The sequence below is a fragment of the Novosphingobium sp. genome, assembly GCF_027486195.1.
In the GTDB taxonomy this organism is placed as follows: domain Bacteria; phylum Pseudomonadota; class Alphaproteobacteria; order Sphingomonadales; family Sphingomonadaceae; genus Novosphingobium.
Map to the genome: position 1 here is coordinate 1 of NZ_JAIXPP010000046.1, position 19,383 is coordinate 19,383.

A 19,383-nucleotide genomic window follows, 5' to 3' on the forward strand; every position below is an offset into this window, starting at 1 on the left:
AACTGCATGAATTCCATGTTGGAGACGCGGCAGCCCGCGCGCCAGGCCATGGCGATGCCGTCTCCGGTCGCGCCGCGCGGGGCGGTGCTGAAGAGATAGGTGCGGCCCGCGCCGCCGGTGGCGAGGATCGTGGCACGCGCGGCAAAGCATTCCACGCGGCCTGTGCCGGTATCGAGCGCGTAGACGCCCCAGACGCGGTGGCCGGCGTTCTCGCAGTCGGCGCGGTGGCGGTCGGTAACGAGGTCGATCGCGACCATATCGGGCCGCAGGGTGATGTTGGGATGGGCCTTGGCGGCGGCGATAAGCGCCTGCTGGACGGCCCAGCCGGTGGCGTCGTCGACATGGACGATGCGGCGGTGTGAATGGCCGCCCTCACGCGTGAGATGCAGCGCGCCGGATTCGGCATTGAAGGGTACGCCGAGATCGGCGAGGCGGCGAATCGCGGCAGGCGCGTTCTCGACCACGAACTCCACGGTGTCGCGCCGGTTGAGGCCGGCACCGGCGACCATGGTGTCGCGGATGTGATCATCGAAGGTATCGCCCTCATCGAGCACGGCGGCAATGCCGCCCTGCGCCCAGGCGGTCGATCCGCCGTCCAGCGCGCCCTTGGCGAGCACGAGAACGCGGCAGCGTTCGGCCAGCACGAGCGCTGCCGTCAGGCCGGCGGCGCCGGAGCCGATGATCAGGACATCAGGGCTGGCTGGGTCAGCGGCACTCATGACCAGACCCGGGGCGCATCAGGAAAGCGATCAAACACGCATGCTCTTTGCCCGTCCCCGCGCCGTTTGGAAAGTGTGAAGCGGAACAGGGTTTTAAGTAAAAAGTGCATGTTTGCGCATTTTGAGTATTTGTTTCCGCATGTGCGAAATGGTAGTTTGACTTAGTGGGACCCTCCTCTCCAGGATCACTTGCCATGCTGTGGCGCATGCCCTTCTGCCTGTTCAACCGCCATCGTTCCGACCCAGCCACCGTGCGGTGGAACGGCACCCGACATGTTGGCCGGTGCCGCGACTGCAATCGCGCCATCCGGAGATCCGGCCGGGGCTACTGGAAGCAGGTTCTCGAGCAGACCGACGTCTGAAATCAACAGGTTAGTTGATCTTACAAGGTAACCGGCGGGCGTTAAGCGTCTGCGCCGGCGGGGGCGCTTGTCAGTTTGACGAAGACATCCTCGAGGTCTGCCTCGTCGGTCGAGACATCGACAATCCCGTACCCGAGCGACTGCACCAGCGCGAGCACGCCGCCCGCGTTGATGCGGTCCTTGTTGTAGGTCACGCGCAGTTCGCGCTCACCCGAAATCACGCTCTTGACGAAGGCCTCATGCTGCGGTGCGGCAGTGATCGGGCGATCCACCGTAAGAACCACGATTTTCTCGCGCATCATGCCGACCAGATCGCGCGTCGGCTGATCGGTGATCAGCCTACCGTGATTGATGATGGCGATGCGGTCGCACAGCTGCTCCGCCTCTTCGAGGTAGTGCGTGGTAAGGACGATGGTTACACCCTGATTGTTAAGATCGACCACCAGCTCCCAGAGCAGCCGCCTGAGTTCCACGTCGACGCCTGCGGTCGGCTCGTCGAGCACGAGAATCGGCGGGGTGTGGACCATGGCCTTGGCGATCAGCAAGCGGCGCTTCATGCCCCCTGAAAGCGAGCGGGCATAGGCGTTGGCCTTGTCGGCCAGATGGACCGACTGGAGGAGTTCGAGCGAGCGGCGCGCGGCAGGCGGGACGCCATAGAGCCCGGCCTGGATATCGAGCACTTCGAGCGGCGTGAAGAACGGATCGAACACGATCTCCTGCGGCACGATCCCGATCGAGGCTTTGGCGTTGCGCGGCTCCTTGTCGATATCGAAACCCCAGATCTCGACCGAGCCGGACGATTTCATGACGAGGCCGGCAAGCGTGTTGATGAGGGTCGACTTGCCCGCGCCGTTGGGGCCGAGCAGGCCGAAGATCTGGCCCTGCGGCACATCGAAGCTGACCCCGCCGAGCGCGAGCTTGCCCTCACCCGATTTGCTGCCGGCGGGCGCGTAGCGCTTGACGAGATCGCGGATGCGGATGGCGGGGGTGCTGCTCATGCCGTTCTCCCTGCCCCTTGATCAGCTTGGCGTAAAGGGGGGAGAGGGCAACCACCCGCTTGTCGTCGGCATGCCGGTTTGCTAGTCGCGCGGCCATGAGCACGATCAAGGCACCCGAGACGGTTCTGACCACCAGCACCCGCGTCCGCTGCGACGGCGCGGACGGCATCCGTGGCGGCGCCGCGCTGGGCCATCCCCGCGTGTGGATCGAGATCGACGAACGCGGCTATGCCGAATGCGGCTATTGCGACCGGCGCTTTGTCCTCAAGGGCGGACCTGCCGACCACGCGTAATCGCGGTGGCATGATGCGGCAGGGCTGCCTATATCCCTGCGCATGACCCACACACCCGATCCCCGCTCGCTGCTCTATCGCCCCGGCCTGCTGACGCCTGACGAGGCCAAACGCCTGACGGCGGCCGCGCTGGGCGCCTGCGAGGACGGCGAGCTCTATCTCCAGTTCATCGCGAGCGAGAGCTTCGGCTTCGACGACGGGCGGCTGAAGACGGCGGACTATTCGCGCGATGCGGGGTTCGGCCTGCGCGGTGTTTCGGGCGAGATGACCGGCTTTGCCCATGCCAACGAGATTTCCGCCGCCGCCATCGCGCGCGCGGGCGAGACGCTGAAGCTGCTCGATCCGGCCAAGGCCGCGCCCGCCCCGGCGCCGCGCCAGAACAACCGTCACCTTTATACCGATGCCTCGCCGCTCGATGCGGTGCCCTTCGCGGCCAAGGTCAAACTGCTCGAGACGATCGATGCGGCGGCGCGGGCGCGCGACAGCCGAGTGGCGCAGGTTTCGGCAAGCCTCTCGGCGAGCTGGTCGGTGGTCGAGATCGTGCGGGCGGACGGCTTTGTCGCGCAGGATGTGCGGCCGCTGGTGCGGCTCAATGTCTCGATCGTCGCCGAGCACGATGGCCGGCGCGAGACGGGCACGTTCGGGATCGGCGGGCGTCGCCTCTATGACGACTTGTTCGAGCCGGAAACGTGGAACCGGGGGATCGATACGGCGCTGGCACAGGCGCTCGTCAATCTCGAATCGGTCGATGCCCCGGCGGGCGAGATGACCGTGCTGCTCGGGCCCGGCTGGCCCGGCGTGCTGCTGCACGAAGCGGTCGGCCATGGGCTTGAAGGCGATTTCAACCGCAAGGGAACCAGCGCCTTTTCCGGCCGGATCGGCGAGCGGGTGGCGGCGCCGGGCGTGACGGTGGTGGACGACGGCTCGATCCCCGGGCGGCGCGGTTCGCTGACGATCGACGACGAGGGCACGCCGACCGAGGAGACCGTGCTAATCGAGGACGGCGTGCTCAAGGGCTATATCCACGACCGCATGAGCGCGCGGCTGATGGGGCTGGCCCCCACCGGCAACGGGCGGCGCGAAAGCTATGCCCACGCGCCGATGCCACGCATGACCAACACGTTCATGCGCGGCGGGAACGACGATCCGGCCGAGCTGCTCAGCCGTGTCAAGAATGGCATTTTCGCCAAGTCCTTCGGCGGCGGGCAGGTCGATATCACCAGCGGCAAGTTCGTGTTTTCCTGCACGGAGGCCTACCGCGTCGAGAACGGCAAGCTGGGCGCGCCGATCAAGGGCGCGACCTTGATCGGCGACGGGCCGAGCGTGCTGACGCGCGTGACCGGGATCGGCCATGACATGGCGCTCGATGAAGGCGTCGGCGTCTGCGGCAAGGGCGGACAGAGCGTGCCGGCGGGCGTGGGCCAGCCGACCTTGCTGGTCGAGGGGCTCACGGTGGGCGGCACGGCCTGATCCGCTCCGGCGGGTCAACGGTCTCGAAATGCGACACAGGGGAAACTGCGTAGTAGGCGCGGGGCCTGCAGGTTGATTTAGAGAGCCCTCAGGAAAACTACAGTCAGCGCTGGTTAAGACGGCGCGGCGCAGTCTGGTCTTCGACCAGAATGAGAAAGGGCATGTCATGATCCGCAACGCTACAATGCTCCGGGCCGCCAAGCTTGGGGTCGCCGCCGCCGCCGGTGCGATGTTGCTGGCTGGCGCGGCTGCCGACGCGCACCCCCGCCTCACCGGCGAGGAGCAGCTTGCCAAGCTTCTGGATGGCCGTGTCGCCGGCAAGCCCGTCAACTGCATCAACCTGCCCAACGTCCAATCTTCGCAGGTGATCGACAAGACCGCGATCGTCTATGGCAGTGGCGGCACGCTCTATGTGCAGCGGCCGAGGTCGGGCGCTTCGTCGCTCAATTCGAACGACATCCTCGTCACGCAGCTGACCACCCCGCAGCTGTGCAATATCGACGTGGTGCAGCTGCGCGATCGCAACGGATTGTTCTGGCGCGGTTTTGTCTCGCTCGACCAGTTCGTGCCCTACAGCAGGCCGCCCAAGGGCGCGCAGGTCAACTGACGGACGCTGATTGAGCCGTTCGCCCCGCCCCTGGGCACAGGATCTCCTGCATTTCTGGTTCCATGATGTGGGGCCAGCGCGGTGGTTTGTGGCGGACGAGGCCGTCGATAGCCAGATCGTGCGCCGCTTTGCCGTGGTGCTGAAGGCCATGGCAAAGCGGCCGGCACACGAATTCCTGTGCGACATCGATACGGCGCAGGCGGCCATTCTCCTGTTCGACCAGCTGCCGCGCAACATGTTTCGCGGCTCGGCGCAGGCCTTTGCGCATGATGGCACGGCGCGGGTGCTGGCGCGCGGGATGGTGGCGCGGGGCTGGCACAAGGCCCTGCCTGCGGCGGCGAGCCAGTTCGTGCTGATGCCGCTGATGCATGCGGAAACGATTGCCGAGCAGCGCGACAGCTGCGCCCTGTTCTCCCGCTATGGCTCGCGGCGCAATCGCCGGTTTGCGCTGGCGCATTGGCGGATGATCGCGCGGTTCGGGCGCTTCCCGCACCGCAATGCTGTGCTCGGCCGGGCGAGCACGCCCGCCGAAATCCGCGCGATGGTTGCGGGATACAGCTGGTAGAAATCCGCATGGCGCCGCGTTATGGGCTAGCGCATGACGATCACGCTCCGCCCCGCCACCCCCGCCGATACTGCCGCACTTGCCGATCTCGGCCGCCGCGCCGTGAGCGCCAAGTTCCAGCACCTCTACAAGCCGGAGGATTTTGCCACCTTCCTCGCGCAGGCGCACAGCGAGGCGAAAGTGGCCAAGGAAATCGCCGATCCCGGCATGCGCATCGCCGTGATCGAGGAACAGGGCGCGCTGGTGGCGTTCTGCAAGCTGGTGATCGAGAGCACGATGCCAGCCGGGCACAGCGACGCGCAAAAGCCGCTTGAGCTCAAGCAGCTCTACACCGATCCCGCGCGCATCGGCGGCGGGCTGGGCGCGAAGCTGATGGACTGGGCCATGGCGCAGGCCGAAGAAGTCGGCGCCGACGAGATCCAGCTCTCGGTATACAGCGAGAACCCGGAAGCGCAGCGGTTCTATCACCGCTATGGCTTCGCGAAGATCGCGGACATCGAATTCTGGGTGGGCAACCACTGCGATCCGGAATTTCTCTATGCCAAGCGCCTTGTCTCTGAAGGCCATGGCCTTGCTGCTGCTGAGAAGGTATAGAGCCGCCCATGTCATCCGTACGCCCCTGGCGCGATATCACGCGCCGCAAGAGCCGCCAGATCATGGTTGGGTCCGTCCCCGTCGGCGGCGATGCGCCGATCACGGTGCAGACCATGACCAACACCCTGACCAGTGATCCCGTCGCGACGATCAACCAGATCCGTCGCTGCGAGGATGCGGGGGCGGATATCATCCGCGTTTCGTGTCCGGATGTGGAAAGCACCGCGGCGCTGGGCAAGATCGTGCGCGCGGCGCGGGTGCCGATCGTGGCGGACATCCATTTCCACTACAAGCGCGCGCTGGAAGCGGCGGACGCAGGTGCAGCCTGCCTGCGCATCAACCCCGGCAATATCGGCTCCAGCGACCGCGTGGCCGAAGTGGTGCGCGCGGCCAAGGCCAACGGCTGCGCGATCCGCATCGGCGTGAACGCTGGCAGCCTTGAGAAGGACCTCCTCGAAAAGTACGGCGAGCCGTGCCCCGAGGCGCTGGTGGAATCCGCGCTCGATCACATCAAGCTGCTGCAGGACCACGATTTCCACGAATACAAGGTGGCGGTGAAGGCCTCCGACGTGTTCCTTGCCGTCGCGGCCTATATGGGGCTGGCCGAAGCAGTCGATTGCCCGCTGCATCTGGGCATTACCGAGGCGGGCGGGCTGATCGGCGGCACGGTCAAATCCTCGATCGGGCTTGGCAGCCTGCTCTGGGCGGGCATCGGCGATACGCTGCGCGTCTCGCTTTCGGCCGAGCCCGAAGAGGAAGTGCGCGTCGGCTTCGAGATCCTGAAGTCGCTTGGCCTGCGCACCCGCGGTGTCCGCGTTGTCTCCTGCCCCAGCTGCGCGCGGCAGGGCTTCGATGTGATCCGCACGGTGGAGGCGCTGGAAAGCCGGCTGAGCCACATCAAGACGCCGATCTCGCTTTCGGTGCTGGGCTGTGTGGTCAATGGCCCGGGCGAAGCGCGCGAGACGGACGTTGGCCTGACCGGCGGCGGCAATGGCAAGCATATGGTCTACCTCTCGGGCGTGACCGACCACACCGTGCAGGACGAGGACATGCTTGAGCACATCGTCGCGCTGGTGGAAGCCAAGGCGGCCGAGATGGAAGCGGCCACGACCGACGCGGGGAAGGCCGAAGTGCCGGCGTAGTAAATGTCTCTCAGTTGGACATTAATGCAAACGCAATGGCAACTAGCGCCGCTTGATTGGACTGCCGCTGCCACATTAACGACCGGTGTGCTCGCAGTCTGGGCAGCCCGGGAAGTTGGTAAGAAGCAAGCTGAGATCTTGAGACAGCAGAACGACCTTAAAGCAGCTGAGATTAAATTGACTCTACTCGATAAACGCATTGAAATTATTACGCGTATCGAGCTCATGGGGCACTTGCTCTACCCGCAAACCAGCTCTCAGGAGGGAGGCGAGAATCCTATCGAAGAGCTCATTAAGGCAATCAGGTTGGCGGAACTGACTTATCCAGAAGAGTTACATTCCGATCTCCGGCTTTTGATTGAGCGAGCAATCCTATTTCGATCAGCGCACCGTAAGCATAATGTAAATTTTCCCACAATGTCCGAAGATGAGATTTGCGTCTCGGTTCAAAAGCTTTCCAATGAGGCAATTGCAATTGAGAAAGCAATAAGAGAAGTATCTGGCCGTCTTGTGACCCATGCGCGCGTGGATTTGTAGATCCATTCCCGTTTGCTATTTTCCGCCACAGCATTGGTAGTTTCATAACCTCTCTGCGGGCAGGATGGCCCCGCCATGAACCGCTTCATCATCATCGCCGGACTGGTGCTGATCAGCAGCGCGCTGCTGGCGCCGCGGCTCAAGGTGGAATCCGAGGTTGCGGAGCGTCCGGCAAAGCCTGCGCATAGCTCCCCGTGGAGCAAGGATGCGCCCCCGACCAAGCGCGGTGCCGTGCCGGCCGAGATGGTCGAGATCGCGCGCGATGCGCAGGGGCAGTTCCATCTCAATGTCGATGTGGGCGGTGAGCCGGTGCGCTTTCTCGTCGATACCGGCGCGGATGTGGTGGCGCTGACCGAAGATGATGCGGACCGGCTGGGGCTGCGGCCCGATCCTTCCGAATATCGCCCGATGCTGCAGACGGCCTCGGGCACCGGCATGGCCGCGCCGGTGGAGATCGAGCGGCTGACCATTGGCGGGCACGATCTGACCGGGATCGAGGCGGTCGTGGTGCCTGATCTGCCGGTCAGCCTGCTCGGCCAATCGGCGCTGCGGCGGCTGGGCAGCGTGACCTTGAAGGGTGACCGGCTGCTGATTGCGGGCTAAGAGCGCGCGCATGACAGTGACCATCCGCCCTGCCACGCCCGCCGATCTGCCGCTGATCGCCGACCTCATCCGCGCGCTTGCCGACTACGAGAAGCTGGCGGACGCCGTGCGGTTTGATGAAGCGGTGCTGGGGACCAAGCTCTTCGGCGCGCGCCCTTATGCCGAGGTGATCATCGGCGAGGTCGATGGCGCGGCGCAGGGCTTTGCCTTGTTCTTTCACAATTTTTCGACCTTCGAGGGCAAGCCGGGGATCTATCTGGAGGACTTGTTCGTGCGGCCCGAGGCGCGCGGCAGCGGGCTCGGCAAGGCGCTCCTCTCGCGGCTCGCCGCGCTGGCGGTGGAACGGGATTGCGCGCGGCTCGAATGGTCGGTGCTCGATTGGAACGAGCCCGCGATCGGTTTCTACAGGAAGCTCGGCGCGCGGCTGATGGACGAGTGGACGGTGATGCGGGTGGACGGCGCGGCGCTGGAACGGTTGGGCGCAGGCGCTGGAGAATCGGCGTAGTTCGCCGTATACAGACCAATATGACGGGACTGGTAAACAGGCGCGGGCTCATCCTGGGCGCGGCGGCAACGGCTGTTGCTGCGGCCGCTCCTTTGCGCGTCTTTGCCCAGCCCTACAGCGTGCCCGAACAGAACCGCCGCATCCTTGCCGTGGCGAAGGAACAGATGGAGCGCGTCAGATCGGTGCTGTGGCGCACCGATATCGTAGGCGTTGCCGATTTCGCGCTGCCTTCGGCCATGCCGCGCCTGCATTTCGCCGATCTGGAGAAGGGCGAAGTCCGCTCGTTCCTCGTCGCGCATGGCAAGGGTTCGGACCCGGAGCACGACGGGTTTCTCAAGACCTTTTCCAACGATGTGGGCAGCCTCGCCACCTCACGCGGGGCGTTCATCACCTATGAGTGGTACAAGGGCAAGTATGGCACCTCGATCCGGCTCGGCGGGATCGACCCCGAAAACAGCAATACGCTGGACCGCGCGATTGTGCTGCACCCGGCGTGGTATGCCAATCCCGCCATGCTGGAGAAATGGGGCAAGCTGGGCCGCAGCGACGGCTGCTTCGCGATGAGCGAGGCGGACTTCAACGAGGCGCTCTGGCACCTTTCGGGCGGGCGACTGCTCTATGCGGATCGGCTGGGGATTTATTGAGGGGACGCGATTGCCGCAGTGCCCGTTCCCCTCTCCCAACCCTCTCCCCTGAAGGGGAGAGAGCTATTACAGCGGATTATCCAGCTTGATGATCGCTTCGTTGCTCTTGCGCTGGTCGGTGTGGAGTTCGCGGGGCTTGGTGAAGCTGGCGATGACCGGGGCGTCGCGGTTGTAGAGGTCCGGGAAGCTGCGCATCAGGCCGGTCACGTCGCGCGCGACGGTGAAGTAGGTGATGTAGACCGCCCAGGGCTTGGTCATCGGCACCTTGGTGTACTTGCCCGAGAGGTTGTACTGTACCGCGGTTTCGGGCGGCAGATCGGCGCCGAGGATCGCCATGGTCATCGCGAGTTCGGTGGCGCGTGCGGCGCGGATGCAGCCGGGGCTGAGCGTGCGCGTAGGGAGCGCGAAGAGGTTCCGGTTGGGCGTATCGTGGATGTAGATCGCGTGCTCGTTGGGCATGTCGAGCTTCACGCGGCCGAGCGAATTGTTATCGCCCGGCTGCTGCACCACGGTGATCGTGCCGTCCGCGCTCTTGGTCGCGACATAGCCCTGCCGCTTGGCAAGCGCGGGGCTGGCGATCAGCTTCTGGCCAAGGCCTTCACCCACCACGATCGACTGCGGCACGGTCCAGGTCGGGTTGAACACCACGTTCTTGACCTGCTCGGCCAGCTGCGGCGTGGCGGTCTTGCCCGGCTTGCCGACGATGGCGCGGTAGGTGCGGATGATCTTGTTGTTCACCGTGAGCCGGAGCTCCTGCTCCGGCACGTTGATGATGAGGTATTGCAGCCCCATGTCGCGCGCCAGCCAGCGCCAGCGGTCCATGTTGGCCTTGATCATGCCGATCTGGCGCGGCTCCTTGGCCTTGGCCAGCATGTCGCGCAGCAGGGCATAATCGGGGTGCGTGGGGTTGAGCGAGGCGAGTACGCCCGGAATGTCGTGCGTCTCGGTCGCCTGCGCAAGGAGCTGCGAATTGGGGTGAAGGTCCTGATCGGGATCGATCGCGAACCATTGCACGCGCGCGGGCATCGGCGTGCGGCCATCGCGCAGGTCTTCGGCGAGCCAGACGAAGAGGCGGCTGGCGAGCGCATCGAGATCGTCGCCTTCACCCTTGGCGATGGCGGCGGCCAGATTCGCCGGCTCGTAGTCGGCAGGGGTCAGGCCCTCGGTGCGGATTCCCTTGATCGATGCGAGCAGCGCCTGCGCATCGGCGAGTGTCCAGTGCGCAAGCGGCGGCGGCACCGGCTGAAACACCGGCACGGGGGCTGCCGTGGCAGCGTCGGCAGGCGTCGGGGTTGCCTGGGCTGACGGTGCCGGTGCCGTGGCCGTGGGACTCGGCGCGGGCTTGGGTGCGTTGACATTCGGTGCGGGCTTGGCGGGCTGGGCCGCTGCGGTCAGATCGACCGGGCCCTGCCGGGCGGCGGCGGGGGCGCCAAGCACGGCCCAGCCGATCGCTGCCGTGCAGAGCATGCTGCTGAGACTGGACCGATGGATCATATGCATTCGCTGATGTCTTTCCCTGTTTGGGCGCCCGGCTACACACTAATTCCTGCCCCAAGCTGGTGTTCCAATCAAGCAAGGCGGCTGACTGTTTGCTGAATTGCGACATGGGGCGGGCATGGGCGATGGGCCTCGCCTTTGCACTCCGCCAGCGGGGTCGCTATGGGCGGGCGATGAAGCGCTCCGCCCCCTTGCTCCCGATCCTTTCCGCCCTGACCGGCCTAGCCTGCTTCGGCGTGATGGACGGGTTCATGAAGATCGCCGCACTGGCGGTGGGGGCCTATGCCGCGCTGTTCTGGCGCAATCTGGTCGGTTCGCTGATCATGCTGCCGGTCTGGCTGGCGCGCGGCAACAAGGACGGCCGGCGCCGGTTGCCGGGGCGCGAGGCCATGCGGCTCCATCTGATGCGCTCGGGCGTTTCGGGAGTGATGGCGGTGCTGTTCTTCTATGGACTTGCGCGGACCCCGGTGGCCGAGGCCATGGCGCTGTCCTTCGTTGCCCCGCTGCTCGCGCTCTATCTGGCGGCTGCAACGCTGGGCGAGGAGCTTTCGCGGCGGGCGGTGGCGGGATCGGTGCTGGCGCTGGGCGGCGTGGGCCTGATCGCGGCGGGCAAGTTCGGCGGGCAATACAACACCGAAAGCGTCCACGGGCTGATCGCGATCCTGCTTTCGGCGGTGCTCTATGCGGTGAACCTCGTGCTGCAGCGGCGGCAGTCGCAGCTTGCGGGGCCGGAGGAGATATCGTTCTTCCAGACCTTCTTCATCTTCTGCCTGCTCGGCCTTGGCGCATGGTGGTTTGCGCCGATGCCGCCGGCGCAGATGTGGCTGGTGCTTTCAGCCTCTGCCGTGCTCTCGACGGGATCGCTGATGCTGCTGGGCTGGGCCTATGCCCGCGCCGAAGCGCAGGTGCTGGTGCCGCTGGAATACACCGCGTTCATCTGGGCGGCGCTGACGGGCTGGATCGTGTTTTCCGAACCGCTGACGGTGCGCACCCTTGCCGGCGTGGTGCTGATCGTGGCGGGCTGCCTGATCGCGCTGCGGCGCAAGCCCGCATCGGAAACCGCCGCCGAGCGCGCCTGACCGGGCGAGACGGCCGGGAACGCAGGGCCGCGTTCGCGCGCATGTTTTGCATGCAAACTATGCACTTCACGCAGCCTCCAAGCCTTGACGCGCGGGCTGTCTCGGCGCATCGGGCACCCGTGCCCTCGGGGGCGGCTCCGGCGCGGCAAACGGCATCAACTTTAAGGGATTACGCTAAGCCATGACCCAGGTCGGACAGGACACGCTCGGCGCACGCAGCACGCTTACCGTCGGCGGCAAGAACTACGCTTATTACGCGCTCGGCAAGGCCGCCGCGGCCTACGGCGATGTTTCCCGCCTGCCCTTTTCGATGAAAGTCCTGCTCGAAAACCTGCTGCGCTTCGAGGATGGCGGATTCACCGTTTCGACCGATGACATCAAGGCGCTGGTCGACTGGCAGAAGGATCCCTCCAGCAGCCGCGAAATCCAGTACCGCCCGGCGCGCGTGCTGCTTCAGGATTTCACCGGCGTGCCTTGCGTCGTCGATCTTGCCGCGATGCGCGATGCCATCGCCAAGCTGGGCGGCGATACCAGCAAGATCAACCCGCAGGTGCCCGTGCACCTCGTGATCGACCACTCGGTCATGGTCGACGAGTTCGGCCATCCCAAGGCCTTCGAGCAGAACGTCGAGATCGAGTACTACCGCAACGGCGAGCGCTATGACTTCCTCAAGTGGGGCTCCAAGAGCCTTGCGAACTTCAAGGCGGTGCCTCCGGGCACGGGCATCTGCCACCAGGTCAACCTCGAGCACATCGCGCAGGCGGTGTGGACGAGCGAGGGGCCGGACGGCGCGACAGTCGCCTATCCCGATACTTGCGTTGGCACCGATAGCCACACCACGATGATCAACGGCCTCGGCGTGCTGGGCTGGGGCGTCGGCGGGATCGAGGCCGAGGCCGCGATGCTCGGCCAGCCGGTTTCGATGCTGATCCCCGAAGTGGTCGGCTTCAAGTTCACCGGTGAGCTGAAGGAAGGCGTCACCGCGACCGACCTCGTGCTGACCTGCACCAACATGCTGCGCAAGCACGGCGTGGTCGGCCGTTTCGTCGAATACTATGGCCCCGGTCTTGCCTCGCTCACGCTGGCGGACCGCGCGACACTCGCCAACATGGCGCCGGAATATGGCGCGACGTGCGGCTTCTTCGGCATCGACGAAAAGACCCTGGACTACATGCGCCTGACGGGCCGCGAGGAAGATCAGATCGCGCTGACCGAGGCTTATGCCAAGGCGCAGGGCTTCTGGATCGATCCTTCGGTCGAGCCGGTGTTCACCTCGACGCTCGAACTGGACCTTGCGACCGTGGTGCCCAGCCTCGCCGGCCCGAAGCGCCCGCAGGACCGCGTTTCGCTGCCCGACGTCGACGATGTGTTCAACGCCGACATGGCGAACGTCTACAAGAAGGCGCAGCAGCGCGTGCCGGTTGAAGGCAGGGACTTCGACATCGGTGATGGCGACGTGACCATCGCGGCGATCACCAGCTGCACCAATACCTCGAACCCGGGCGTGCTGGTGGCGGCGGGTCTCGTTGCCAAGAAGGCCAACGAGCTCGGGCTGAAGCCCAAGCCCTGGGTCAAGACCTCGCTGGCTCCGGGCTCGCAAGTCGTGACCGACTACCTTGTCCGCGCCGGGCTGCAGGAGCACCTCGACGCGGTCGGTTTCAACCTCGTCGGCTATGGCTGCACCACCTGCATCGGCAACTCTGGCCCGCTGGCCGAACCGATCAGCAAGGCGATCAACGACAACGGCCTCGTCGCTGCCGCCGTCATTTCCGGCAACCGCAACTTCGAGGGCCGCGTCTCGCCCGACGTGCGCGCGAACTTCCTCGCCAGCCCGCCGCTGGTGGTGGCTTACGCGCTCAAGGGCACGGTGATCGAAGACTTCATCTCGACGCCGATCGGCCAGAGCAAGGATGGCGTGGACGTCTATCTCAAGGACATCTGGCCGACCAATGCCGAAGTCTATTCGACGATGGCCGGCTGCATGGACCGCGCGATGTTCCAGGCGCGCTATGCCGACGTCTACAAGGGTGATGTGCACTGGCAGGCGATCAACGTCACGGGCTCGGAAACCTACAGCTGGCGCGCAGGTAGCACTTACGTCGCCAACCCGCCCTACTTCGAGGGCATGAGCATGACCCCGGCACCGGTGAGCGACATCATCGAGGCCAAACCGCTGGCGATCCTCGGCGATTCGATCACCACCGACCACATCTCGCCGGCCGGTTCGATCAAGGCTGACAGCCCGGCGGGCAAGTGGCTGATGGAGCACCAGGTCGCCAAGGCGGACTTCAACTCCTACGGCGCGCGCCGCGGCCACCACGAAGTGATGATGCGCGGCACCTTCGCCAACATCCGCATCAAGAACGAGATGGTGCCCGGGATCGAAGGCGGCATGAGCCGCTACGGCAGCGATGTCGGCGCGATCTACGACGTGGCGATGAAGCACAAGGCCGATGGCACGCCGCTCGTCGTCATCGCCGGCAAGGAATACGGCACCGGCTCCAGCCGCGACTGGGCGGCCAAGGGCACCAACCTGCTCGGCGTGCGGGCGGTGATTGTCGAAAGCTTCGAGCGCATCCACCGCTCGAACCTCGTCGGCATGGGCGTACTGCCGCTGCAGTTCCTCGAAGGCGAATCGCGCGAGACGCTGGGGCTGACGGGTGATGACACCTTCACCATCCGCGGCGTGGCGGGGCTGAAGCCGCGTCAGGATGTCGAGGTCGAGGTGACGCGCGCCGATGGCTCGACCTTCACCTTCAAGGCACTGTGCCGCATCGATACGGCCAACGAACTGGAATACTACCTCAACGGCGGCATCCTGCAGTACGTGCTGCGCAACCTGGCAGCCTGAGCGCCGCCAGCAGTTGCCGGAATCAGAAAGGGCGGCTCCCCCCGGAGCCGCCCTTTCCTTTTGTCCGCGTCTGCTTCGTCCGTGACGGCCCGCGGAAGTTGGTTGTTCAGGCTGCTGCTCGGTCCTTCGCCTTGAGGCCGTGGCGGCGCCGCCCGACGAGCCCTGCAGCGGCAGCGCCGAACAGCAGGACCATCGAAGGTTCGGGAACCGGCGTGCCGCCGTTCGACGAGGTCGTCGAGGTGCTTCCGCCGTTCGAAGAAGACGAGCTGCTGGTGCTGCTCGACGTCGACGAGGAGCCCGATGTGGACGAAGACGACGAGGTCGAAGAAGACGTCGAGGACGACGTCGACGACGAGGTTGACGAGCTGCTCGTCACGTTGCCCGAGCTGGTCGAGGTCGACGAGCTGGTGGAAACGTTGCCCGAGGATGTGCTGACATTGCCCGAGCTGGTGGAAACGTTGCCCGAAGAGGTGCTGACGTTGCCCGACGATGTCGAGGTGCTGCTCGTCACCGCGCCCGAACTGGTCGAGACGTTGCCGCTGGACGTCGAGGTCGAGATGTTGCCGCTCGAAGTCGAACCGCCGGACGTCGAAGTCGAGCCACCCGAGGTCGATGTCGAGCCGCCGGAGGTGGAGCCGCCCGAAGTCGAGGTGGAGCCGGTGCTGGTCGAGGAGACCACCACGCTTCCGCCGCCGCTGCTGCCGCCGAAGAAGCCGCCGAAGAACCCGCCGCCGAAGCCGCCGATCCCGCCGCCACCGACGACCACTGGCACCGCACCGCCGCCGCCACCCGCCGCCTGCGGCGGCATCGGTGCCATATAGGGCACGGGGGCATAGGCCATCTGCTGCTGCGGCATCGCACAGGACTTGGTGACGGTGGTCTTGACCACGCGGCGCAGGCGGTGGACCGGCCGCGGCTTGACCACGCTGGCATAGTGCCGCTTCACCTGCTTGACCTTGATCGGCTTCACGTGGTGGATTTCGGCCGCCGACGGTGCTTCCGAAACGTGCACCGCACCACCGCCCAGCACAGCCCCGCCTGCTGCGCAGGCCGCCAGTTTTGCCAATGCCATCCGAACCGACATGATCGTTGCTCTCTGTTCCCGTGGAGCTGGACCTAGCCACCCAATGGTGGACAAACCCTCTCCTGACAGATCGAACAACGCAGATCAGACCGGCGGCGGCAATGCTGTTAACCGGGTTTCGCCCCCTTCCGGGGCCCCGAATTGGGTCATTTCGGGCCGCCAGGACAAGTCTGTACCAAACTGGAACCGAATTGACCCTTCCGTTACGCTATCAGCGTTTACCACTAATCGGCGGAGCCCTCACCGAAGAGGCCGGGGAGATCGGCCGATGGCGGGGTGAGTCCCAGGTGGCGCCAGCCGCGATCGTTGAGGCATCGGCCACGCGCGGTGCGCGCGACGAGGCCGAGCTGGATGAGATAGGGTTCGATCACGTCCTCGATCGTGTCGCGCGGCTCGGATAGCCCGGCCGCCAGCGTTTCCACGCCCACCGGACCGCCTTTGTAGATATCCGCAATCATGCCGAGGTAGCGCCGATCCTGCAGATCGAGCCCGAGCGAATCGACTTCGAGCCGGGTCAGCGCGCTGTCCGCCACTGCGCGGGAAATCACGTCTGCGCCAGCGACTTGCGCGAAATCGCGTACCCGCCGCAGCAGCCTTCCGGCCACGCGCGGGGTGCCGCGTGATCGGCGGGCGATTTCCCCCGCACCGCCCTGATCAACGCCGATGCCGAGCAGTCCGGCCCCGCGCGTGACCACGCGCTCAAGCTCCGCCACGGTGTAGAACTGGAGCCTGACGGGAATGCCGAACCGGTCTCGCAAAGGGGTGGCGAGGAGGCCCGCGCGGGTGGTCGCGCCGATCAGGGTGAAGGGCGGCAGATCGATCCGCACCGATCGCGCCGATGGCCCCTCACCGATGATGAGATCGAGCGCGCGGTCCTCCATCGCCGGATAGAGCACTTCCTCGACCACGGGATTGAGGCGGTGGATCTCGTCGATGAACAGCACATCGCCTGCTTCCAGATTGGTGAGCAGCGCCGCCAGATCGCCCGCCTTGGCGATCACCGGGCCGGAGGTTGCGCGAAAATTGACTCCCATCTCGCGCGCAATGATCGCGGCGAGCGTCGTCTTGCCCAGGCCGGGCGGGCCATAGAACAGCACATGATCCATCGCCTCACCGCGCTGACGCGCGCTTTCGATGAACACATGAAGGTTCTCGCGCGCACCCTCCTGCCCGACGAATTCGGCGAGCGTCTTGGGCCGCAGCGCGGCGTCCGCATCATCGGCCTGGCGGCGGGGGGTAAGGATGGGGTTATCGGTCATGGCTCCGCACGGCCTAGAGCTTGGGTTCGCCTTGACGTGTGGAGCACACGCTGAATCGACACGACATCGGCCTCAATGCGGTAGAAGACAAGGTAGGGCGAGTGAAGACAACTCCGGACAGCGTGGCCATACTCCGGACGCGCTCTGCCAATCAGCGGATACATCTTCAGTCTCGCGAAGATATCATCAAAGCCTGCCATGAAGGCACGCGTGGTCTGTACTCCAAACTCGGTCAAGCCGCGCAGCTGTATTTCCTCAAGGTCAGCCCGAGCCTCCCTGGAAATTCGCACTTCATGCATCAGGCAATTTCGCCATGATCTCCCTGAGCACATCGCGTGGATCGGTTTCAAGGTATCCTGAAGCTTCGCCTTCAGCCAATCGCGCCCGGACCCATGCGGCATCCTCGTCCGCTTCCGCCAGATCACGCCGGATCAAATCGCGCAGGTACTCTGCGGTATCAAGATAGCCGCCGTCGGCGATGCGCTGGTCGAGCTTGCTTTGCAGCGAGGAGGGGAGGGAGAAGCTGAGGTCGGTCATCTTGCGATTATCCTTCAACTTGGCGAGGGCAGCAAGGTCGTTTGCGATGGCATCCATCACCCCGTCGCCCGCTTCAGCGCCACGCGCACGAGATCGTTGAGCGGTGCATCGTCGCCCAGTTCCTTGACCGCTGCTGCCACGGCCATGCTCGCGGTGGCGGGCTTGAAGCCGAGGTTCTGGAGGGCGGAGATCGCATCGGCGCTGGCCGAACCGGCTGGCATGGCGGCGAGGCCTTCGATCGGCGGGCTGCCGGCGCCGGCGGAGATCGGGCCGATGCCGCCAGCCTTGTCCTTGAGTTCGTTGACGATGCGGCCGGCAAGCTTCGGCCCTACGCCCTGCGCGCGGGCGACCATCGCGGCATCGCCGCTGGCGCAGGCGCGCAGGAGGTCTTCGACCGAGAGCGCGGAGAGGATCGCGAGCGCGACCTTGCTGCCCACGCCCTGAACCGCCGTCAGCAGGCGGAACCAGCCACGCTCGCCCGCGCTGGTGAAGCCGATCAGGCGCTGGTCGTTCTCGGAAACCTGAAGCTCGGTGTGGATCACGACCTTGTCGCCGCGAATACCGAGGCGCTCCAGCGTCTTGGCCGAGCAATGGACGAGGTAGCCGACGCCGTTCACGTCGATGATCGCCCAGTCGGGGCCGAAATCATCGAGCAGGCCGGTAAGCTTTGCGATCATGGTTTGTTCTATGGCAGCGAACCCAGTACGGGGCAAGCCCGCCACGGCAAGCCCGGTTACCGGTGGCTGCCGATCATGTTGGCATGGGTGATCGCCACCGCCAGCGCATCCGCCGCGTCTTCGCCCGCGAGGGTGACGCCGGGGAGCAGCACCTTGAGCATGGCCTGCACTTGCGCCTTTTCCGCGCCGCCCGTGCCGACCAGTGCCTTCTTGATGACCTTGGTGGGGTATTCGGCGACGGACAGGCCTGCCCGCGCCACCGCCAGCATTGCAACGCCGCGCGCCTGCCCCAGCTTGAGCGTGGACTGCGGGTTCTTGTTGACGAAGACTTCCTCCACCGCGCCGGTATCCGGGCGGTGCGCGGCGATCACGGCGGCGAGGCCGTCGTCGAGCTCTACCAGCCGCTCGGCCATCGAGGTCTTGGCATTGGTGCGGATCTGGCCGTTGGCGACGTGGCTCAGGCGGCTGCCAGCCTTGGCGACCACGCCCCAGCCGGTGCAGGTGAGGCCGGGATCGATGCCGATGATGATCATGTCAGAGTTTTAGCCCAAAACGCGGGCCGATGTGCATCATGCCGAGGTAGAGCGCCACGGTCAGCGCACAGCCCGCCGCGAGCGCGATCCAGAAGGATACGCCGTGGCGCAGCAGCGCGGGGATCACGAGGAACATCGGCAGGCTGGGCAGGACGTACCAGAAGGTCGCCTCGGCATGGATCGCCATGTTCTCCGCATCGGGCCGCGCGCGCCAGAGCAGGATCATGCCGAGCACCGAGACGAGCGGCAGTGAGGCGACGAGTGCGCCCACCGTGGGCAGCTTGCGCCCGATTTCCGAAATGAGCGCGATGAGCAGGCCCGAGAGCAGCGCCTTGATGGCAAGTGGCATCATGGGCGGCTGCCGGGCATCAGCCCAGCTTTTCCATCACGTCGTCAGGTATCTCGTAGTTGCCCCAGACGGTCTGGACGTCGTCGTCGTCATCCAGCACGTCGATCAGCTTGAGCAGGGTCGCGGCGGTTTCCGCATCGACGGTGGTTTTCAGGCTGGGCTTCCACGCCAGCTTCACGCCTTCAGCCTCGCCCAGCGTCTTTTCAAGCTCGCGCGCGACGGGGTGGAGCTGGTCGATCGACACCCAGATCTGGTGGCTGCCGGGGTTCTCGTCGCCGTCGCCCATATCGGATTCGACGTCGTCCGCGCCCGCTTCGATCGCGGCTTCGAGGACTTTCTCTTCGTCGCCGACCTTGCCCGGATACTCGATCAGGCCGAGCCGCTCGAACCCGTGGCTCACCGCGCCCGAGGCGCCGAGGTTGCCGCCGTTCTTGGCAAAGGCGGTGCGCACGTTGGTGGCGGTGCGGTTGCGGTTGTC

General features: G+C 65.5%; 23 protein-coding genes. 12 read left to right on the plus strand and 11 right to left on the minus strand.

Annotation, left to right across the window (positions count from 1 at the left end):
• Positions 1–719: FAD-dependent oxidoreductase (locus Q0071_RS09315; protein WP_298167893.1), on the minus strand; the 719-nt coding region annotated here is incomplete at its 3' end.
• A gap of 403 nt (positions 720–1,122) precedes the next feature.
• Positions 1,123–2,079: an ABC transporter ATP-binding protein gene (locus tag Q0071_RS09320; RefSeq protein WP_298167896.1), complete on the minus strand. Its 957-nt coding sequence runs from the start codon at positions 2,077–2,079 to the stop codon at positions 1,123–1,125.
• 95 nt (positions 2,080–2,174) lie between these two features.
• On the opposite strand from Q0071_RS09320, the gene Q0071_RS09325 reads away from it, so the two are divergent.
• The 10 genes from Q0071_RS09325 (at position 2,175) to Q0071_RS09370 (ending at position 9,039) form a co-directional block, all read left to right on the plus strand.
• Entirely contained in the window at positions 2,175–2,372 is a 198-nt protein-coding gene (locus tag Q0071_RS09325) for a zinc-finger domain-containing protein (RefSeq protein WP_298167899.1), read from the plus strand.
• Positions 2,373–2,414: 42 nt separating this feature from the next.
• Entirely contained in the window at positions 2,415–3,842 is a 1,428-nt protein-coding gene (gene tldD / locus Q0071_RS09330) for a metalloprotease TldD (protein WP_298167901.1), read from the plus strand.
• 184 nt (positions 3,843–4,026) lie between these two features.
• Positions 4,027–4,449 carry a hypothetical protein gene (locus Q0071_RS09335; protein ID WP_298167904.1) on the plus strand — a complete coding sequence of 141 codons (423 nt, stop codon included), beginning with the start codon at positions 4,027–4,029 and terminating at the stop codon, positions 4,447–4,449.
• A 10-nt stretch (positions 4,450–4,459) separates the two neighbouring features.
• On the plus strand, positions 4,460–5,014 hold the full coding sequence (locus Q0071_RS09340) for a DUF924 family protein (RefSeq protein ID WP_298167907.1): 555 nt from the start codon (positions 4,460–4,462) through the stop codon (positions 5,012–5,014).
• 39 nt (positions 5,015–5,053) lie between these two features.
• Positions 5,054–5,608 carry an N-acetyltransferase gene (locus tag Q0071_RS09345; protein WP_298167952.1) on the plus strand — a complete coding sequence of 185 codons (555 nt, stop codon included), beginning with the start codon at positions 5,054–5,056 and terminating at the stop codon, positions 5,606–5,608.
• A gap of 8 nt (positions 5,609–5,616) precedes the next feature.
• Positions 5,617–6,750 carry a flavodoxin-dependent (E)-4-hydroxy-3-methylbut-2-enyl-diphosphate synthase gene (ispG, locus tag Q0071_RS09350; RefSeq protein WP_298167910.1) on the plus strand — a complete coding sequence of 378 codons (1,134 nt, stop codon included), beginning with the start codon at positions 5,617–5,619 and terminating at the stop codon, positions 6,748–6,750.
• Between the two features lie 3 nt (positions 6,751–6,753).
• Entirely contained in the window at positions 6,754–7,287 is a 534-nt protein-coding gene (locus tag Q0071_RS09355; protein WP_298167913.1) for a hypothetical protein, read from the plus strand.
• Between the two features lie 75 nt (positions 7,288–7,362).
• Positions 7,363–7,890, plus strand: coding sequence for a TIGR02281 family clan AA aspartic protease (locus tag Q0071_RS09360; protein ID WP_298167915.1), 528 nt, complete (start codon positions 7,363–7,365; stop codon positions 7,888–7,890).
• A 10-nt stretch (positions 7,891–7,900) separates the two neighbouring features.
• A complete protein-coding gene (locus Q0071_RS09365) occupies positions 7,901–8,395 on the plus strand; it encodes a GNAT family N-acetyltransferase (RefSeq protein WP_298167918.1) in 495 nt (164 codons plus the stop codon).
• 20 nt (positions 8,396–8,415) lie between these two features.
• On the plus strand, positions 8,416–9,039 hold the full coding sequence (locus tag Q0071_RS09370; RefSeq protein WP_298167920.1) for a murein L,D-transpeptidase catalytic domain-containing protein: 624 nt from the start codon (positions 8,416–8,418) through the stop codon (positions 9,037–9,039).
• 66 nt (positions 9,040–9,105) lie between these two features.
• Here the strand turns inward: Q0071_RS09370 and Q0071_RS09375 are convergent, their stop codons facing one another.
• On the minus strand, positions 9,106–10,506 hold the full coding sequence (locus Q0071_RS09375) for a L,D-transpeptidase family protein (protein ID WP_298167923.1): 1,401 nt from the start codon (positions 10,504–10,506) through the stop codon (positions 9,106–9,108).
• Positions 10,507–10,709: 203 nt separating this feature from the next.
• Here Q0071_RS09375 and Q0071_RS09380 point away from each other — a divergent pair, with 203 nt between their 5' ends.
• Complete coding sequence (locus Q0071_RS09380) at positions 10,710–11,615, plus strand: DMT family transporter (protein ID WP_298167926.1); 906 nt, start codon at positions 10,710–10,712, stop codon at positions 11,613–11,615.
• A gap of 181 nt (positions 11,616–11,796) precedes the next feature.
• Positions 11,797–14,466, plus strand: coding sequence for an aconitate hydratase AcnA (acnA, locus tag Q0071_RS09385; RefSeq protein WP_298167927.1), 2,670 nt, complete (start codon positions 11,797–11,799; stop codon positions 14,464–14,466).
• 106 nt (positions 14,467–14,572) lie between these two features.
• On the opposite strand, the gene Q0071_RS09390 is transcribed toward acnA, so the two are convergent.
• From Q0071_RS09390 to Q0071_RS09420, 8 genes are all read right to left on the minus strand, one after another.
• Positions 14,573–15,550 (minus strand): PEP-CTERM sorting domain-containing protein, encoded by a 978-nt coding sequence (locus tag Q0071_RS09390; RefSeq protein ID WP_298167930.1) that lies wholly within the window; start codon positions 15,548–15,550, stop codon positions 14,573–14,575.
• Positions 15,551–15,774: 224 nt separating this feature from the next.
• Positions 15,775–16,809 (minus strand): Holliday junction branch migration DNA helicase RuvB, encoded by a 1,035-nt coding sequence (ruvB, locus tag Q0071_RS09395; RefSeq protein ID WP_298167933.1) that lies wholly within the window; start codon positions 16,807–16,809, stop codon positions 15,775–15,777.
• A complete protein-coding gene (locus tag Q0071_RS22530; RefSeq protein ID WP_366886315.1) occupies positions 16,806–17,210 on the minus strand; it encodes a type II toxin-antitoxin system RelE/ParE family toxin in 405 nt (134 codons plus the stop codon). Before Q0071_RS22530 ends, ruvB begins: the two co-directional genes overlap by 4 nt.
• Entirely contained in the window at positions 17,101–17,346 is a 246-nt protein-coding gene (locus Q0071_RS09400) for a hypothetical protein (protein ID WP_298167935.1), read from the minus strand. Before Q0071_RS09400 ends, Q0071_RS22530 begins: the two co-directional genes overlap by 110 nt.
• 56 nt (positions 17,347–17,402) lie before the next feature.
• Positions 17,403–18,023, minus strand: coding sequence for a Holliday junction branch migration protein RuvA (ruvA, locus tag Q0071_RS09405; protein ID WP_298167938.1), 621 nt, complete (start codon positions 18,021–18,023; stop codon positions 17,403–17,405).
• A 56-nt stretch (positions 18,024–18,079) separates the two neighbouring features.
• A complete protein-coding gene (gene ruvC / locus Q0071_RS09410; protein WP_298167941.1) occupies positions 18,080–18,556 on the minus strand; it encodes a crossover junction endodeoxyribonuclease RuvC in 477 nt (158 codons plus the stop codon).
• 1 nt (position 18,557) lies between these two features.
• On the minus strand, positions 18,558–18,908 hold the full coding sequence (locus Q0071_RS09415; protein ID WP_298167944.1) for a DUF3147 family protein: 351 nt from the start codon (positions 18,906–18,908) through the stop codon (positions 18,558–18,560).
• A 16-nt stretch (positions 18,909–18,924) separates the two neighbouring features.
• Positions 18,925–19,383 (minus strand): YebC/PmpR family DNA-binding transcriptional regulator (locus Q0071_RS09420; protein ID WP_298167949.1); only part of this gene is annotated, 459 nt, incomplete at its 5' end.

Coding starts and splice junctions, on each gene's coding strand:
- Q0071_RS09320 (WP_298167896.1), bottom strand. CDS start 2,079: ATGAGCAGCACCCCCGCCATCCGCATCCGCGATCTCGTCAAGCGCTAC.
- Q0071_RS09325 (WP_298167899.1), top strand. CDS start 2,175: ATGAGCACGATCAAGGCACCCGAGACGGTTCTGACCACCAGCACCCGC.
- tldD (WP_298167901.1), top strand. CDS start 2,415: ATGACCCACACACCCGATCCCCGCTCGCTGCTCTATCGCCCCGGCCTG.
- Q0071_RS09335 (WP_298167904.1), top strand. CDS start 4,027: ATGCTCCGGGCCGCCAAGCTTGGGGTCGCCGCCGCCGCCGGTGCGATG.
- ispG (WP_298167910.1), top strand. CDS start 5,617: ATGTCATCCGTACGCCCCTGGCGCGATATCACGCGCCGCAAGAGCCGC.
- Q0071_RS09355 (WP_298167913.1), top strand. CDS start 6,754: ATGTCTCTCAGTTGGACATTAATGCAAACGCAATGGCAACTAGCGCCG.
- Q0071_RS09360 (WP_298167915.1), top strand. CDS start 7,363: ATGAACCGCTTCATCATCATCGCCGGACTGGTGCTGATCAGCAGCGCG.
- Q0071_RS09365 (WP_298167918.1), top strand. CDS start 7,901: ATGACAGTGACCATCCGCCCTGCCACGCCCGCCGATCTGCCGCTGATC.
- Q0071_RS09370 (WP_298167920.1), top strand. CDS start 8,416: ATGACGGGACTGGTAAACAGGCGCGGGCTCATCCTGGGCGCGGCGGCA.
- Q0071_RS09375 (WP_298167923.1), bottom strand. CDS start 10,506: ATGCTCTGCACGGCAGCGATCGGCTGGGCCGTGCTTGGCGCCCCCGCC.
- Q0071_RS09380 (WP_298167926.1), top strand. CDS start 10,710: ATGAAGCGCTCCGCCCCCTTGCTCCCGATCCTTTCCGCCCTGACCGGC.
- acnA (WP_298167927.1), top strand. CDS start 11,797: ATGACCCAGGTCGGACAGGACACGCTCGGCGCACGCAGCACGCTTACC.
- Q0071_RS09390 (WP_298167930.1), bottom strand. CDS start 15,550: ATGTCGGTTCGGATGGCATTGGCAAAACTGGCGGCCTGCGCAGCAGGC.
- ruvB (WP_298167933.1), bottom strand. CDS start 16,809: ATGACCGATAACCCCATCCTTACCCCCCGCCGCCAGGCCGATGATGCG.
- Q0071_RS22530 (WP_366886315.1), bottom strand. CDS start 17,210: ATGCCGCATGGGTCCGGGCGCGATTGGCTGAAGGCGAAGCTTCAGGAT.
- Q0071_RS09400 (WP_298167935.1), bottom strand. CDS start 17,346: ATGACCGACCTCAGCTTCTCCCTCCCCTCCTCGCTGCAAAGCAAGCTC.
- ruvA (WP_298167938.1), bottom strand. CDS start 18,023: ATGATCGCAAAGCTTACCGGCCTGCTCGATGATTTCGGCCCCGACTGG.
- ruvC (WP_298167941.1), bottom strand. CDS start 18,556: ATGATCATCATCGGCATCGATCCCGGCCTCACCTGCACCGGCTGGGGC.
- Q0071_RS09415 (WP_298167944.1), bottom strand. CDS start 18,908: ATGATGCCACTTGCCATCAAGGCGCTGCTCTCGGGCCTGCTCATCGCG.